General features: G+C 43.4%; 14 protein-coding genes. 2 read left to right on the top strand and 12 right to left on the bottom strand.

Annotated elements, in window-relative coordinates; all coding sequences use genetic code 11:
* Positions 1-405: 405 nt before the first annotated feature.
* Both nadE and MHI33_RS02165 read right to left on the bottom strand, forming a co-directional pair.
* Positions 406-1,227 (bottom strand): ammonia-dependent NAD(+) synthetase, encoded by an 822-nt coding sequence (gene nadE, locus MHI33_RS02170; RefSeq protein ID WP_044139266.1) that lies wholly within the window; start codon positions 1,225-1,227, stop codon positions 406-408.
* Positions 1,228-1,423: 196 nt separating this feature from the next.
* On the bottom strand, positions 1,424-2,020 hold the full coding sequence (locus MHI33_RS02165) for a DUF1989 domain-containing protein (RefSeq protein WP_106066523.1): 597 nt from the start codon (positions 2,018-2,020) through the stop codon (positions 1,424-1,426).
* Between the two features lie 79 nt (positions 2,021-2,099).
* Here MHI33_RS02165 and MHI33_RS02160 point away from each other — a divergent pair, with 79 nt between their 5' ends.
* Entirely contained in the window at positions 2,100-3,452 is a 1,353-nt protein-coding gene (locus MHI33_RS02160) for an amino acid permease (protein ID WP_340908729.1), read from the top strand.
* On the opposite strand, the gene MHI33_RS02155 is transcribed toward MHI33_RS02160, so the two are convergent.
* The 7 genes from MHI33_RS02155 to MHI33_RS02125 all read right to left on the bottom strand — a co-directional run bounded on the left by MHI33_RS02155 (position 3,447) and on the right by MHI33_RS02125 (position 10,063).
* The gene (locus MHI33_RS02155; RefSeq protein WP_340908726.1) at positions 3,447-4,205 is read right to left on the bottom strand and encodes a YqcI/YcgG family protein; all 759 of its coding nucleotides are present in this window, start codon (positions 4,203-4,205) and stop codon (positions 3,447-3,449) included. The genes MHI33_RS02160 and MHI33_RS02155 overlap by 6 nt on opposite strands.
* Before the next feature lie 179 nt (positions 4,206-4,384).
* Positions 4,385-4,768 carry a UPF0715 family protein gene (locus tag MHI33_RS02150; protein ID WP_003216904.1) on the bottom strand — a complete coding sequence of 128 codons (384 nt, stop codon included), beginning with the start codon at positions 4,766-4,768 and terminating at the stop codon, positions 4,385-4,387.
* Positions 4,769-4,868: 100 nt separating this feature from the next.
* Positions 4,869-5,498: a LysE family translocator gene (locus MHI33_RS02145; RefSeq protein ID WP_044139262.1), complete on the bottom strand. Its 630-nt coding sequence runs from the start codon at positions 5,496-5,498 to the stop codon at positions 4,869-4,871.
* 113 nt (positions 5,499-5,611) lie between these two features.
* On the bottom strand, positions 5,612-6,799 hold the full coding sequence (locus MHI33_RS02140; RefSeq protein ID WP_340908723.1) for an MFS transporter: 1,188 nt from the start codon (positions 6,797-6,799) through the stop codon (positions 5,612-5,614).
* 54 nt (positions 6,800-6,853) lie between these two features.
* Positions 6,854-7,900 (bottom strand): Gfo/Idh/MocA family protein, encoded by a 1,047-nt coding sequence (locus tag MHI33_RS02135; RefSeq protein ID WP_340908720.1) that lies wholly within the window; start codon positions 7,898-7,900, stop codon positions 6,854-6,856.
* Positions 7,897-8,763, bottom strand: a complete 867-nt coding sequence (locus tag MHI33_RS02130; RefSeq protein ID WP_340908717.1) for an HAD-IIB family hydrolase — start codon at positions 8,761-8,763, stop codon at positions 7,897-7,899. Before MHI33_RS02130 ends, MHI33_RS02135 begins: the two co-directional genes overlap by 4 nt.
* Positions 8,738-10,063, bottom strand: a complete 1,326-nt coding sequence (locus tag MHI33_RS02125) for a DegT/DnrJ/EryC1/StrS family aminotransferase (RefSeq protein ID WP_065098748.1) — start codon at positions 10,061-10,063, stop codon at positions 8,738-8,740. Before MHI33_RS02125 ends, MHI33_RS02130 begins: the two co-directional genes overlap by 26 nt.
* A 109-nt stretch (positions 10,064-10,172) precedes the next feature.
* Here MHI33_RS02125 and MHI33_RS02120 point away from each other — a divergent pair, with 109 nt between their 5' ends.
* Complete coding sequence (locus MHI33_RS02120; protein WP_265208794.1) at positions 10,173-11,162, top strand: LacI family DNA-binding transcriptional regulator; 990 nt, start codon at positions 10,173-10,175, stop codon at positions 11,160-11,162.
* 39 nt (positions 11,163-11,201) lie between these two features.
* On the opposite strand, the gene MHI33_RS02115 is transcribed toward MHI33_RS02120, so the two are convergent.
* From MHI33_RS02115 to MHI33_RS02105, 3 genes are all read right to left on the bottom strand, one after another.
* The gene (locus MHI33_RS02115; RefSeq protein ID WP_265208795.1) at positions 11,202-12,824 is read right to left on the bottom strand and encodes an L-lactate permease; all 1,623 of its coding nucleotides are present in this window, start codon (positions 12,822-12,824) and stop codon (positions 11,202-11,204) included.
* Between the two features lie 39 nt (positions 12,825-12,863).
* A complete protein-coding gene (locus tag MHI33_RS02110) occupies positions 12,864-13,811 on the bottom strand; it encodes an L-lactate dehydrogenase (RefSeq protein ID WP_003217251.1) in 948 nt (315 codons plus the stop codon).
* Positions 13,812-14,028: 217 nt separating this feature from the next.
* A complete protein-coding gene (locus tag MHI33_RS02105) occupies positions 14,029-15,459 on the bottom strand; it encodes a YfcC family protein (RefSeq protein WP_113386686.1) in 1,431 nt (476 codons plus the stop codon).
* Positions 15,460-15,549 lie beyond the last annotated feature (90 nt).

Raw genomic sequence — 15,549 nt, 5'->3', positions numbered from 1 at the left:
TTTTCTGAAAATACTGTAAATAGAAGTAAAATTAAGTGAATCGAACTAATTATACTTGCTTTTTTTGATCAAAAAAATCTTTATTTAGTTAAATGGACTTAAGTAGATCGTTCTACTAATTTAATGAATTTTTGGTTATTTTGTCAAACCCACTTGAAATTCGACATAAAAAAACCTCTCCGTCTACTGGAGAGGTCTCTAATTGTTGACAAAGGGCTAAAATGAACATCATTTTAGCCCTTTGTCTTTTTTTCAGCGTGATAGAAAACCTTTGCAGTCTAGGAAGGGCGAGCACCGGAGCGGAGCGAATTTGACATTCGTGAGCACTGGAGCGCAGACCTGACAACGAATGCGAGGGTTTGTCTACACGCTGAAACCTCTCCATCTTCTGGAGAGGTCGCTTTTTTATTTCCACCAGTCATCAAACATGGAAGCGGGTACTTGGCGTTTATGCTCTGATTGAACATAGCGCTTTTCAATCGCTTCTGCTGCTTGTTCTGACACGGGCTTACCTTCTAAGTAATCATCAATTTCATTGTACGTAATGCCTAGTTCTGTTTCATCCGTTTGCTGAGGTTTGTCATCAAGCAAATCAGCTGTCGGTTTCTTTAAGTATAGGCGCTCTGGTGCTTGCAGCGCTTCTAGCAGTGTCCGGCCTTGGCGTTTCGTCAGACCTGTGAGCGGGAGAACGTCTGCACCGCCGTCACCATACTTCGTGAAGAACCCAGTGACTGCTTCGGCTGCATGATCTGTACCAATGACAAGTAATCCTTCTTCTCCTCCGACAGCATATTGCGCGATCATTCTCATACGTGCTTTGACATTCCCTTTATTAAAGTCAGACAACGGTCCGCCTGTGTCTTTTTGATATTGTTCACTGAATGCCGTCACGGCAGGCGCAATATCATATTTCCACGACTTGTCCGGCTGAATAAATGATAAAGCGAGCTGGGCATCATCTTCATCCTGCTGCACGCCATGCGGGAGACGCACCGCAATAAAGACTGCCTCTTCTTTTCCTTCTTGACGCAGTTCAGATGCAGCGAGCTGTGCAAGACGTCCAGCGAGCGTTGAATCCTGTCCGCCGCTAATGCCGAGAACGAATCCTTTCGCGCCGGTTTTTTTCAAGTAGTCCTTTAAAAATCCAACCCGTTTTTCAATCTCCTGCTTCGGGTCAATTGAGGGCTGCACATGCAACTCTTGGCTGATCTTTTTTTGCAAACTCATACACTTTTCCTCCTAAGCATCCTCTACATGAAGAGAACAGGTTTTACTCTAAATTCATTGATTTGACAACGTTTTTTGAATCTTCATTATACCATGTTTTCAGTAAGAACATTTTGTAAGACGTTCCCCTATTTCATCAATGATCAAACATTCACAAATGAAAAAGACCCTGTCTATAAGGACTGGCCCTTTTTTTTCAATCAATTTCTACCCGTATAGATGTACAGCTTGCGCCATTACACTTCCCAATATCAGCAGGGCATGCGGATACGGCCACAATGAGATCCATTTCGGCTCGCAGACGAATGTAATCACCAGGAAGCGATTTTGGCTGCTCCACAGACAGCTTTCCTTTTTCATCAATGACTGTATTCATAAAGGCATTAAAAGGATAGTACATATCCTCCTTCGGAATCCCAAATGGTTCGAAGGCAGTCCTTAAATTATCGTAGCATGTATGCATGACCTCTAAATGCGTCCGTCCGTATAAAAGCTGGTACATTTCTTGCCGGCAGGCGGGCATATATAAATCATGGCACTCGACTGTATCTTCAATGACCGTAAACATCGGTTTGTATAAATTAGAATAGAGCTTATCGCCTTTTTTCACTTTGGACGAAAATAGACTGTCCATTGTCGCGCCTTGGTCAAATTTTTCATAAAAATCCTTTTCGTGATAGGCCATGACATCTGCTACTTGCTGGCCTTCAACATCAACCACCCGCATACATTGGCCTTTTCCTAAACGAAAGCCATGTCCATCCTTTGGTAAAATCACGTATTCTCCGTTCAACACATGCACTCCTTTCCTTAACAGTATGCCCAAAACGTCCCCTTGATCATGTATAAAAAAAGGAGCCAGTCACAAGCTAATGTCATTGAAACAGAAAGGTGTTGCACATGCATTGAAAGAAGAACAATCTTTATCTTGGTGGCAGCTTTCTCTCATCGGAGTAGGCTGTACAATTGGTACCGGTTTCTTCCTTGGTTCCAGCATCGCCATTACAAAGTCCGGTTATTCCGTCTGCATTTCTTTTTTACTTGCTGCAGTTGGAACCTATCTCGTCTTTAAACATTTGGCTGCGATGACGGCTGATAACCCTGATAAAGGGTCGTTTTGCTCCTATGCTCGTAAAGCATATGGACGCTGGGCAGGGTTTAGCAATGGCTGGGTGTATTGGTTCGCAGAAATGCTGATTACAGGAAGTCAGTTAACAGCGATTTCTCTTTTTACCCGCCACTGGTTTCCATCTGTGCCGCTCTGGGTGTTTTCTGCAATTTATTCCGCTCTTGCCCTGCTCGTGATTATCATAGGGCTTTCTTCTTTTCAAAAGACAGAAAATGTCCTTGCGGTACTGAAGACAGCGGCGATTTTTCTATTTATGATCCTTGCTGTGCTTGTGTTATTCGGCATTCTGACAGATCATAAACCATCCCTTCACCTCCCAAACAAAGATCACGAATGGATGCCGCTCGGTCCGCTTGGTCTTTGGAATGGATTGATTTATGCGTTTTATGCATTTGGGGGAATAGAAGTCATGGGGCTGATGGCGGTTCATTTAAAGGACCCGAAGGATGCAGCAAAGTCTGGACGCGTCATGCTGATCATTCTAGCGGTCATCTATATCGTCTCAATTGGACTTGCTCTCTTGCTTGTCCCAGTGACAGCCTTTAATGAGAACAGCAGTCCCTTTATTACATCATTAGAGCCATTTCATTTATCAATCTTTCTTCATATCTTTAATGGCATTTTCATTATTGCCGGCTTTTCGACATTGGTTGCCTCACTCTATGCAGTCACGACGCTGCTTGGCACGATGTCGGAGCATCAAGATGCACCTGCTTGTTTTAAACAAAAAGACCCATCTCATGTCGGATGGCCTTCGATTATTTTAACTGCTGCTGGATTAATTGTCTCGATTTTGCTTGCACTCTTTTTGTCCAAACACATCTACGAGCATCTCACAACAGCAGCCGGTCTTACCCTTCTGTACACGTGGGTCTTCATTCTGTTCTCAAGTAAAAAGCTATCAAAGCCATCCACTCGCCAAACGTGCGAAATGTTTCTTGCGCTGCTCCTGATTGGAGCCGCCATTTCAGGCACTTTAACAGAGGCAAGCGGACGACCTGGCTTTTTTATCAGCCTTGGGATCATTGCAGTGATTGCCATCATGGTGCTATTTATGAGAAAAAAGTGGAAGCAGCAGGATCAGACCGCATCATAATTTCATCATGTTTCTTAATGCAGTAAAAGGACATTTGGCGGAGGCTGGTTTCTCCGCCTCATCATCTGAGAGGAAATATTGTTTCCATTCCAGATTTTTCTGATCACCATACCACTTTAACGCTGGATGAACATCTACTTGATCATATGCCTTGAGCCTTTTCCGAACAAGTTTGCTCATTTTTTGACCGAATGTGGTAGATCCGTTCATCTTCTCAAATACCCATCTTGGTTGAAATGCCCACATCACATAAGGAAAGTGACGACTTTTTCTAAGCTTGTGAGCTGGTGTTGCGCATAAAATAAAATAGGGTTCACCATGAAAACAAAATTCCCATTCATGATTTTCTGGATCTGTCGGAATGTCCTCGGGCCACTTCATTTCATCCTTTTGATGCAATTGCTGAACGAGCGACCAAAACTGTTCCTCATACTCTTCGAGCGAATATTCCCTCAAATCCTGCGGTGTCTCAAAAAAGCAAACAAATGAGGCATATTGACCCGTTTCTTTCGAACAACTTTGATATTCTCTCAAGAGCTGGGCCAATTCATCAACCGCTTCCTCTTCCCTCGGGTCACCAACAAACCCATACCGTAAATGATCAAGAAAAAACCCCTGCCTTCCGGGTACACAAGGGAATGTATCTGCCTCATCTCCTACCATCTCTCCAAAGAGCGTAAAAGCATCCTGCTTCCATTCTTCTAGTGATCGTAGATTTTGATCAAGGCAACTTTTTGCATATAACTGGGCCATTTCCTTCCACCTCGTTTTAGCGTCTTCTCCATAGCCTATGAGAAAAAAAGGCTGTGGTGACTGTCCCTAAGCGACTTTCCTTGCGCATTCCAGAGGTGGATGTTCTCGTTCAAATTCAGCATGTATGTGCGTCTTTCACTCCATGCTGCTTCTTTTAATAGAGCGCTTTTGTATCTTCCCTATGATCGGTTCTTCATCAAAAAGACAGAATCGAGCACCCAATAAATGAGGGCTGAGCAAAAGCTAAACAGATAGACTTTGTAGCTAATGAACACAACCAGTCCATAATCAATCCATAACGCTAACGCAGAGCAAATCACCCACGCCGCAAGAAAATAAACAAGTAAGTCACGGCCTCGAAACCTTCTAGGATGCCTGTGTAAAACAAGCTGAATCGGTGCAGCAAACACTACATAAGCGATTAAAATCAGCAGACTTGTCATCTCCACATAACCAAAGCCTGATTCAGTCGGGATAAATAGCATGGTATATACGAATGTTGCTGTGATGACTGATAAGATCAGCATGCACAAATAGTTGAATACTGGAAGAAAAATACGCATGGCAAAGCTCCTTGAATCCATTTTATATCTCAACATTATTCAAGAATGTGTTATATCTGTCAATCCTTACAAAAAAGCAGACTGACATGAGTCTGCTTTTCTACCCAATCAACGCCATGATCCCTTGATACCCAAAATAAGCGCCGAAACCAAGTAAAGATAAGCCTGCAAGCACGGATAAGCCATGTAAGACACGTTCACTTAAATAGCGCCTAAACGAACTAGCAAGCAGTGCCATGCTGAAATCCCAGATCAACATGCCGATAAAAATAGCCATGCTGTACATCAGCAATTGAGATGCCCCATACTTTTCGATCGTATTGGCCAAAATACTGCCGTAGATACCAAGCCAAAATAAAATACTGAGCGGATTGGAAAGAGAAATAAAAAATCCCGTCATGAACGACTGATTAATTGAAGTGTTTCCCCCATCCTTTTTTGGGCTCTCCTGCAAATTGATTTTACGTAGGCTCTCAATGCCGGTATAGGTCAAAACAAAAAAGCCGAATAGCCACAAAAAGGTTTTCACAAGAGGTGCGGTCAAAAGCTGGGCGACACCAAAATAGATGAGGAGCATATAGACAATATCCGCAGCCATTGCCCCCACACCAAAAATCCACGCGTGCCAAAATCCACTTTTAATCCCTCTGTCGATTTGAGCTGCATTGACTGGCCCAACAGGCGCTGAAAGTGACAACCCTAAAAAGATATAACCAAAAAACACCGCCACATAGACGTCCTCCTTTTGATGCTGACTTGTACATATTATTCAAACGTTCTATGGTTTAGTACAAGTCCTTTGTCATCTTTTCAGGCGGACTCAGGGGAAATAGCGGGTATCGCTTACCGATCCGCTTTCAGTACCGACTGCTGTGGGAGAACGGTTTCTTTTTTCTTCACACGTTTCATTTGAATCGCAGCTGCAAACAGAAGAACAGCTAAGAAGGCGAAAACAAAGACGGCACTTGCTGCTCCTGCCCATTCAAGACTAAAGCCGATCAAGAAGGACAAGCAGGCTCCGCCTAAACTTGCGGCTGCAATAAAGTAGCTTGTGGCCTCGTCGATGGCATTTTCAATCATTAATGCAGATGCAGTCAGTGCGATTGGGAACATACCAGCTGCGCACAGGCCGATGAAAAAGATGAGAAGCAGCTGGGCGGCAATGTGGGTTGTCATGGCAAAAACCACGAGCAGCAGAATCATGAGTGCTGCGCTTAGCTTTAAAAAACGCAGCGGGTGCAGCTGATCTGCTTTTCTCGCAATCACGGTTCTGCCGATGACAATTGCTGTCCAGAAAGTGGAGACTGCAAAGAGACCCCAATTGTCTCCCCCCTTCTCCAGCATGATCGACGGCAAAAAGTTCGCAAAGTTCGTTTCAATCCCTGCGTAGAAAAAGGCAAAGCAAATCATGATCACCACAATGATTCGATTGTTTCGATCAACAAGTAAGGACGGTTTTCTCACCCCATTGGAGGAAGAAGTCATCTGTCCACGAGGCAATTTGTTCATAAAGGCAAGCCAGAGCATCAGGAAGAAAGTCAGTGCACCGACTTGAAATAAAAACACATAGTGCCACGTCTGTTCATTGACAGTCAGTAAAATCACAAGTGGAAACAGCAGCGCTCCTAACCCAAAGAAGACCTCCATGATACTGATTCGCTTCGCACTGTTTGCCATCGAAATCACATACGCTCCGGCTGTTGTCTCAAGACTGCCCGCCCCGCTCCCAAGAAAAAAACCTGCCAGCACAAGTGTTGACCAGCCAGGAACCAAAAGCCCAAGCAGAAGTGATCCGATCATCAGCAAAAGACCCATGGTCAGAACAGCGCCATAGCCTTTTTTCCTCACAAGGATGGGGGATAACAGAACCCCTGTCAAAAAACCAATAAACTGAAAAAAGATTAAAGAAGATAATTCCCCAGGACCCTTATCGTAACTAGACAGTAAATAAGGAGTTAAGCTGCCAAAAAACACATGAATGGTCCCAATAAAAAAATAAAAGACACAGCCAAAATAAAATATTTTTTTCATCTTTTCACTTCCTCTAAAAAGGAGCGGAGTTTTGACATCCTCCGCTCCACCTCTTTAATATGCCCGGGAAGACTCGACAGCCTCTTCCCTCTCGAAGCATGTATTAAGCGCAGCCTGTGCGCGATACCCGTCTACAAAATCAGCAACTTTCATATAAGATGGATATGGATCTGTATTCACCCAGTGCATCAGCTGATCACGGAACGTATCAGACCATCCGTAAAATTCATTTGGCGGATCTGTCAGCAAGGTTTGCGGCATTTGATGACGCTCCACACACAAGCCATCGCTGATCTCATATTCGTTTTGCATGTTCGTATGGTATTTGAATACCTTGTCATGACCAACGACTTCCACACTAAATCCGCATTCCTCAGGCTGCGTGCTTTTGGATGTGACCAAGTGAAAGAACACTTGATTCTCCATCTGACCGAAAATTTCGGTATGATCATCCACCTGTACCTTTTTCTCTTCCTTTTCCTTTACATGCGTCAGCATCTTGGTATTAAGTGATTCTTTCTTCATTTCACTGCCAAATAAGTACCACAGCATATCAATTAAATGAATGCCCAGATCCCCTAATGCACCGCTCGTACGCAGACTCTCACCGCTGTCTCTCCATGAAAATGTCTTTCTTCTGAGGGCACTGTTTTTCTTAAAATGAGTCCTGACAGTCAAAATCCGGCCTAATTCACCATTGGCAATCAAGTTCTTCAAAATATTCACAAAGGATAAGTAACGATAGTTAAAGCCCATACTGGCTTGAACCTGGAACTGTTTGGCTGTCTCCACCATTTCCTCCGCTTCCTTCAGCGACACAGCCATCGGCTTTTCACATAAAATGGGCTGTCCCGCTCTTAGTGCCTGAAGGGCATGGTCTTTGTGACAAAAATTAGGGGAGGCAATGATCAACCCGTCAGATGCATCTGCTAAAGTTTCGATACTTGAATACACACGTCCGCCATACTGTTTAATGAATCCCTGTGCAACTGACTCGTGTAAATCATAGACACCGGATAACTCTGCACCTTTGATCGTTGATAATGCTCTTGCATGTGCTTTTGCAATATTCCCTGCTCCAACAATTCCAATTTTCTTCATGAATGTGCCTCCTCATGTTTATACATCACTGTTTTCAGTGTTTCATAGATTCCTTTTGCATAACCATGATGACAAATTTGATGATGGTGCCGCTTGGCTTCGGCCGTCGCATTTTGGACGAGGAAACCGTGCGTGACGGATTGAAGCATCCGCAAATCGTTCCCACTATCTCCAAAGGCAAAGCCTTGATCTTTCGATAAATCATATTGGTTCAGCATAAAGCGGACAATTTCATCCTTCCCTGTGCCGACTGGTAAAAAATCAACATCATAGCAATCAGCAGGGTCTCCTGCAAGCGGATTGCATTTGTTGATGTTGACCGCCACCCCGCGCTCTTTGGCAAGTGTTTGGATAAATGATAGATGATGAAGATCTGTCCGTTCATCCTGCTCCTGATAATAGAAATTCTTCTTATACCCTGAGCTGCCCAGCTGCGTTTGCGGTCTGAGATGAATTCCCTTTTCACGTATAGTTTCGAGGATGTCTTCAATTTTTTCATCTGAGAAGCCCTGCGCATCCAGCCGCTTCATCCACTCCGCATCTGGCTGTCCAAAATGAGCATCGGATGTATACACAATCTCAGTCCCTAAGTTCGACGCAATGAAATGCGGGAATTGATGAAAACCGCCTGTTTCCATTTTACTTGTCACAGAATCGAGGCTGCTTCCCGTGACCCATCCAAGCATTAGCTGTCCTGCTTCACTCTTTTCTGCCACAAAGGCTTCCAGCCGCTTTACATCCTCTCTCTGCTCATCGGTCATTCCGTGAGAATAATAGGTTTCATCAAAGTCACAGAAGACGATCCACTTCGGATTTTTCGGCTGATTCAGCAGCTTTTTATTGAATGGAAGACTTGATAACATGATGAACCCCCTCGATGACCTTCTCCTGATCTTGCAGCGGCATGCCTGGATACAGCGGCAAGTGAAGTAATTCCTGTGCTGCTTTTTCCGTTTGTGGAAGTGTCGTTTGTTTATACTTTTGAGAAACAAGATTTGTTTGATGCTGATGCGATAGAATCGGGTAATAAACATCTGTTTCTATGCCCATTTTCAGCAATTTCGTTGCAAGCTTATCTCGTTCTCCCTTCAGCACTCTGATCGGGAACAGATGCCAGACATGATCATCCGTCAGCTTCGGAAGCTTCAAGTATCCTTCATCCTCAAGCGTTTGCAGCTGGTCAATGTATCGCTTTGCTAAGTAAAAGCGTTTAAAGTTTTGTAATCCTAAATACTTCATGCGTTCGAGTCCGATCGCTGCCTGCAAATTATCAATTTTCGAATTAAAGCCGTAGTCACTGCGTTTGACATTTTTCTTTCCTACTTCAAAGCCGTGATAGCTGATCTCCATGCATTTTTCTGCTAAGGCTTCATCATTTGTCGCGATGGCTCCTGCCTTGCCGCAGACACCAAGATTTTTGTATGGATTAAAGCTGAGAACAAGCCCATCTCCATATGCTCCAAGGTCAGTGCTGCCGATCGCCTGACAGCCATCTTCAATGATTTTCAGCCCATGCTTTTTCGCAATCGCCGAAATGGCCTTCATATCCGCTTGTTTTCCATATAAATGAACCGGAAGAATGCATGCCGTTTGATCTGTGATATGCTTCTCTATTTCACTCGGTGCCAAGCAGTAAGTATCTGGATCAATATCGGCATAGACAGGAACAGCCCCAATCGCCAGCACTGCATTTTCTGTTGCAGCAAAGCTATTCGCTGGCAAAATGACCTCATCTCCTGGAGTGACGCCTGCTGATATAAGGCTGATCATTAGAGCATCTGTTCCACTTGACGTGGCAATGACATATTTCTTCCCTAAGTACTCAGCTAGCTGCTTTTCAAACGCCGGGATATATGGCCCTGAAGTAAAACGGCCAGAACTCAATACTTCTTTCAACACCTGCATAATATCATCGATTTCATCCTCTGAAATCAGTTTATCAACTGGCAGAAACGGTATCTTTTTTTCCTTATTTTGTTTATAATGGAAGAGAATTTTTTCCAATCCTGTGTGCCCTATATCTTGCTCGAGGAACGTCACCAGCTTTTCATTTGCTAGGTGCTTCTCAACTGAATCAGACTTTACTTGAACACCTTGATTGATCATATCCAGCAAAGGAAGATAATCCTTGCTTTTACCTGATATCTTCGTCAATATTTGCATTCCATTCCCTCCAATTAATCAATTCCATTTGTTAATATTTAACTTGTTTCACATTGTAAATGATGTTATCGATTTCAGAACAATAACTTTGTGTAAAGGATTTGTTAATATGTGTACAATTTATGAAATTGCCAAACGCTGCGGGGTTTCAACCACCACCGTTTCCAGGGTGCTGAATCATCATCCATATGTGTCAGAGGAAAAACGCCAGCTCATTTTACAGGTGATGAAAGAAATGGAATATACACCGAGTTCAGCGGCTCGCACCCTTCGTTCACATCAGACAAAAACCATTGCTGTGTCTGTCCCGGCTGTGGACCATCCTTTTTTTGCACAATTCATTAAAGGAATTTCAAAAGAAGCACTGGATCAAGGCTATAAAGCCATCGTGCTTCAGACGTTTTATCAGGAATCATTAGAGCTTGAAGGGCTTCAATTATTAAAAAGAAGAGAAGTAGATGGGGTCATATTAGGGGCATTAGAAAATCCGTGGGAAAAGATCGAGCCATTTTTAACGAACGGCCCTATTGTCATGGCGAATGAATATCATCAAACAGCAGACATCCCGATTATTGGATACGACGAGCGGGAAGCTGCCTATAAAGCAGTTGACTACTTGATTCAGTCGGGGCGGAAATCGATCGGGTTTTGCTTTGATACAGAAAGCAGTGAAGCACAGAAACAAAGGAAACAGGGCTATCTCGATGCTCTTTCTGCACACGGCTTGCCGCTGCATGACGATTGGCTGTTCGGCGAGGCCTTCACCATTGAAGACGGTTTTCGCTTAATGGATGTCATCCATGACATGAAGAATGCACCTGATGCCATTTTCACCGGTAATGACCAAGTCGCAGCAGGGCTCATTAAACAGGCCATTTCATATGGTTATCAAATTCCTAAGGATCTAGCGGTGATTGGCTATGACAATCAAGACATTTGCGAGGTGACGGCTCCAACGATCACCACAATCGACATCCCGATCGTAGAGCTTGGCCAGCGGTCTGTGCAGCAAATAATCGAGATCCTGCAAGACCAAAAACCATTACAGCGTGAACATATCCAGCTGCCTACCCAGCTCGTAACAAGGGAATCGACATAAACAAAAAAAGACTGAGAGCTGTCCAGTCTTTTTTTAAACCTATATAAATTGAGCAAGAATGAATGTCCATACACACACTATGCCGAGCAGGATGAAGCTGTACTTCACAGTCTTTTGGAAGAGCTCAGATTCTTTACCTGTTTCTCCAACTGCTGCTGTAGCAATGGCGATAGATTGTGGAGAAATTAATTTCGCCATGACCCCGCCTGTTGTATTTGCTCCGATTAACAAACCTGCTTGTGAGCCGATTTGAGAAGCAGTGACCGCTTGAAGGTTACCGAATAAGGCGTTGTTACTCACGACAGATCCTGTAATAAACACCCCGATCCAGCCAAGCACTGGGCTGACAAGCGGGAACAAATCGCCTGTTTTGGCAAGTGCAAGCCCAATGGCTGAACTTAGTCCAGCGAAGTTCGCCAAGTTGGCAAAGCCCATGACAAAACAAATGGTGAGAACTGGTACCCAAAGCTCTTTCACTGATGCTTTTAAGCAGGCAGCGCCTTCTGTTAATGTAATATGTCTGCTAAACAAACCTGTCAGCATCACCGCAATCAGAATGGCAGTACCCGTTGCACTGATCACATCAATTTTAAAGATCGCATCAATAGGTGTTGCTGTTTGTGCAATTGGTGGTAATTTCACAATTTGCTGATGCAAAAATGGCATTTTCACTAAAATGGTTGTCCAGTTGAGCGGGCCTCCTACAGCAAACAATGCTTTAAATGCTGGCAGACTCCATACCGTAATCACGGCAGTTAAAATATAGAACGGAGACCATGCTTTCAGCACTTCAACGCCGCCATACGTTTGTTTCTGTTCAATGGCTGGTGCTCCTTCTTCACGATAAATATGTTTCGGCTGCCATTTTCGAAGAAATAAAGCCAAAATCCCCATACTTGCTAAAGCTGAAATAATATTGGCAAGCTCAGGACCCATTGTCACCATTGTGACAGCTTGCAAAATGGCATAGCTTCCACTCACAACAAGCAAGGCAGGGAGCGTTTCTTTAATCCCTTTGAATCCGTCCACAATGAGAATGAGTAGGAACGGAATACAGAATGAAATAAATGGAATCGTAAACACAAGGGTTTGAGATAATGCAAGCGGCGTCATATTGCCCATTTGCGCCCCTGTAATGACTGGGATACCCACAGCACCAAATGCGCCAGACGCAGCATTGGCAATTAAGCAGAGCATCGCAGCTTTCAGCGGTTTAAACCCAAGCTCTGTTAAGAGAGCGGCACTAATCGCAATCGGTACACCAAACCCAGCGGCTCCCTCTAAAAATGCGTTAAAACTAAAACCAATTAATAAGAGCTGAAGACGTTGATCTTGAGAGATTCCTGCAATACTAGAACGAATAACATCGAATTTACCAGATTTCACAGCAATTTTATAGAGCCACACCGCCATGATGACGATATATCCAATCGGCCACAGCCCATTAGATATACCGAGCAGCACAGCAGATAATGCTTTTTCAATTGGCATATGAAAGAAGAAAACCGCTGTTACAAAGCTGACGATTAAGGTAAAACAAGCGGCTAAAACACCTTTTAACTTAAATACGGTTAATGCAAGTAGGAAAAACAAAATTGGAAGCATTGCTACCAACGCACTCACGAATTCATTACCAAACGGATTATATATTTGCTGCCACATAGTGATTCATCCTTTTCTGCTCAGATAGGTTGCTTTTGATTAAAAATGAGGAGCCAAAATCTCTTTTAACACATTCACACTGTGCGCGAATTGTTCTTTTTCTGTATCATTCAGTGCAAGCTCTATCACTTCTGTTGCGCCATTTCGATTCACAAGGGCAGGTACACCAATGTAGACATCTTCTGCTCCGTACTCTCCATCTAAGTAAGTGCTGACAGTCAAAATACTGTTTTCATTGTGCAGAATCGCTCTTGTTATGCGGGCCAAACTCATCGCTACGCCGTAGTAAGTAGCGCCTTTTTTCTCAATGATTTGATAAGCGGCATGACGGACATTTTCCATCATCTCATCTAAATCTTCTTGTTTGTATTGATCATTTTTCTTCATTAATTCTGTAATCGGTACACTTCCGATATTCGCATGACTCCAAACAGCAAGCTCTGTATCGCCATGCTCTCCAATGATGTACGCATGCACATTGTGTGCCGCTGCGTCAAAGTACTCACTAAGCATGTATCTAAACCTTGCAGTATCAAGTGTAGTTCCGCTGCCGATCACTCGTTCTTTTGGCAGTCCACTGAATTTCCAAGTCGCATATGTTAAAATATCAACAGGGTTTGTGGCGACTAAGAAAATACCATCGAATCCACTTTTCATCACATTGTCTACAATGCCTTTAAATATATTTAAGTTTTTTTCAACAAGGTCAAGTCTCGTTTCACCTGGCTTTTGGTTCGCTCCAGCACAGATACACACAATGTCCGCATCCTTACAATCCTCATAATCTCCATACCATGTGTTCACCGGATGCGGAGCAAATGCTTTCCCGTGGTTTAAATCCATGACGTCACCCATTGCTTTATCTTGATTCAAATCGATGACAACCAATTCATCTGTGATCACTTGATTTATTAATGTAAAGGCATAACTGCTACCTACAAAACCTGCTCCAATAAGTGCTACTTTGTTTACTTTTTCGTTTGTCATTTATCTCATCCTCCTGAGTAAAACTAGGTTGTTTTTCTTATGTGAAGTATTTCACATTCTTATTGTGCAATACTTCACAAACTTTTGCAAGGGGGTTTCGGAAAAAAAATATGTAGCGAATTTGTGAACACACTTATTGTGCTTTCAAAGAGCTGTATACATGCATATTTCTTACAAGAAAAAAGCTGCCAAGCCATTGTCAGCAGCTTTATACATGTTAATAAGGTCCCCAATTGATCATCACGCCGATACAAATAAAGACAAGGCCAATGACAAACCAAATGAGCGCAAGTGGCACCATAAAACGAAGCCACTTCACATAAGGAATACCACTTGCAGCAAGCACAGCCATGAGCACACCTGACGTCGGATTGATACAGTTAACCACCCCTTCGCCAAGCATCACCGCTTCTACAGCGACCTGTCTTGTGATGCCCATTAAATCAGCCAGCGGCGCAAGAATTGGAATAAAGACAACCGCTTCTCCTGAACCTGATGAAATCAAAAAGTGAAGAAGTGCACTCGCAATATACATCCCGATCGCACCAGCAATTGGACTAAATCCTGTCAGCATACTCGCCAAGCCATTAACCACGGTATCAAGCAGCTTACCATTTTCCAAAATGACAGAAATGCAGCGTGCCATTCCGACAATGAGTGCGCCGTAAACAAGGCTTTGACAGCCGACAATAAACGTTTTCGCAATATCATTGGCTGCTAATCCGCCAAGCAATCCAGCAGCAATCGCCATGAAAATGAAGACTCCTGCCATTTCCTTATCGGTCCAGCCAAGCTGAAGCGCGCCATATAAGAAGCCCCCAAGAGACAATCCACACACTGCTAAAATCAGCTTATGTCTGCCCGTAAATGCAGGCTTGTCCACAGATTCTGCATCAGATCCGCCAAGCCCCTTCGCAGGAAACCATTGATCACCAAGAAGACTTCCCTTTTCTTTATTCTTTAGGCGTCTTGTATATAAATAGATGTACACAATACTAGATATAAGAAAACAAAGATAAATAATGACACGCAGGCCAATGCCAGAAAAAATCGGCAGCTCTGCAATCGTCTGAGATAACCCCAGTGGAGATGGAGACAATATGGTTGCGTTAAACCCGGCATAACAGCCGATGTAAATCACCGCCGCTCCTGCCACAGCATCCCATTTCAAGGATCTTGCCACAATGATCCCGATTGGAATAAATCCTATAACAGAGTTCACGACAATGCCGGTCGTTCCAAGCACTGAAAATAATCCTCCAACGATACAAATAAACAATAATTGCTTTGTTTGAAACCTGCTGATGACATGGTGAATCATTCCGTTAATGGCACCTGTTTTCTCCAAAATGGCTATGGTTCCACCAGTAAATAGAATGAGAAAAATAATAGAAGAAGACCCTACCATCCCTTCCTGAATGGCTGTAAAAAAGCCCACTGGACTTACGGGTGATTGATCAATGCGATGATAGCTGCCAGGAACAGCTGTTGTAATTTCCCCTGACGTCTTTCGGTCAAATTCACCTGCTGGCACAAAATACGTTGCAACGGTACAAATGAGCGCAATGATAAATAAGAGAACATACGCATCTGGCATTTGAAGTTTTCTTTTTTGTTTCTCTGGTGGTAATACTGCTGCTGTTTTCATGTGTCAAAACCCCTTTGTCCCGATCGAGATTTCACTTAATTTTCTGAATAATCAAATGATGTGTTATATTATAAACACTGATGATATTTA

The sequence above is a fragment of the Bacillus sp. FSL K6-2971 genome (assembly GCF_038006405.1).
Lineage (GTDB): Bacteria > Bacillota > Bacilli > Bacillales > Bacillaceae > Bacillus > Bacillus pumilus.
This window is presented reverse-complemented; position numbering and strand designations above follow the sequence as displayed.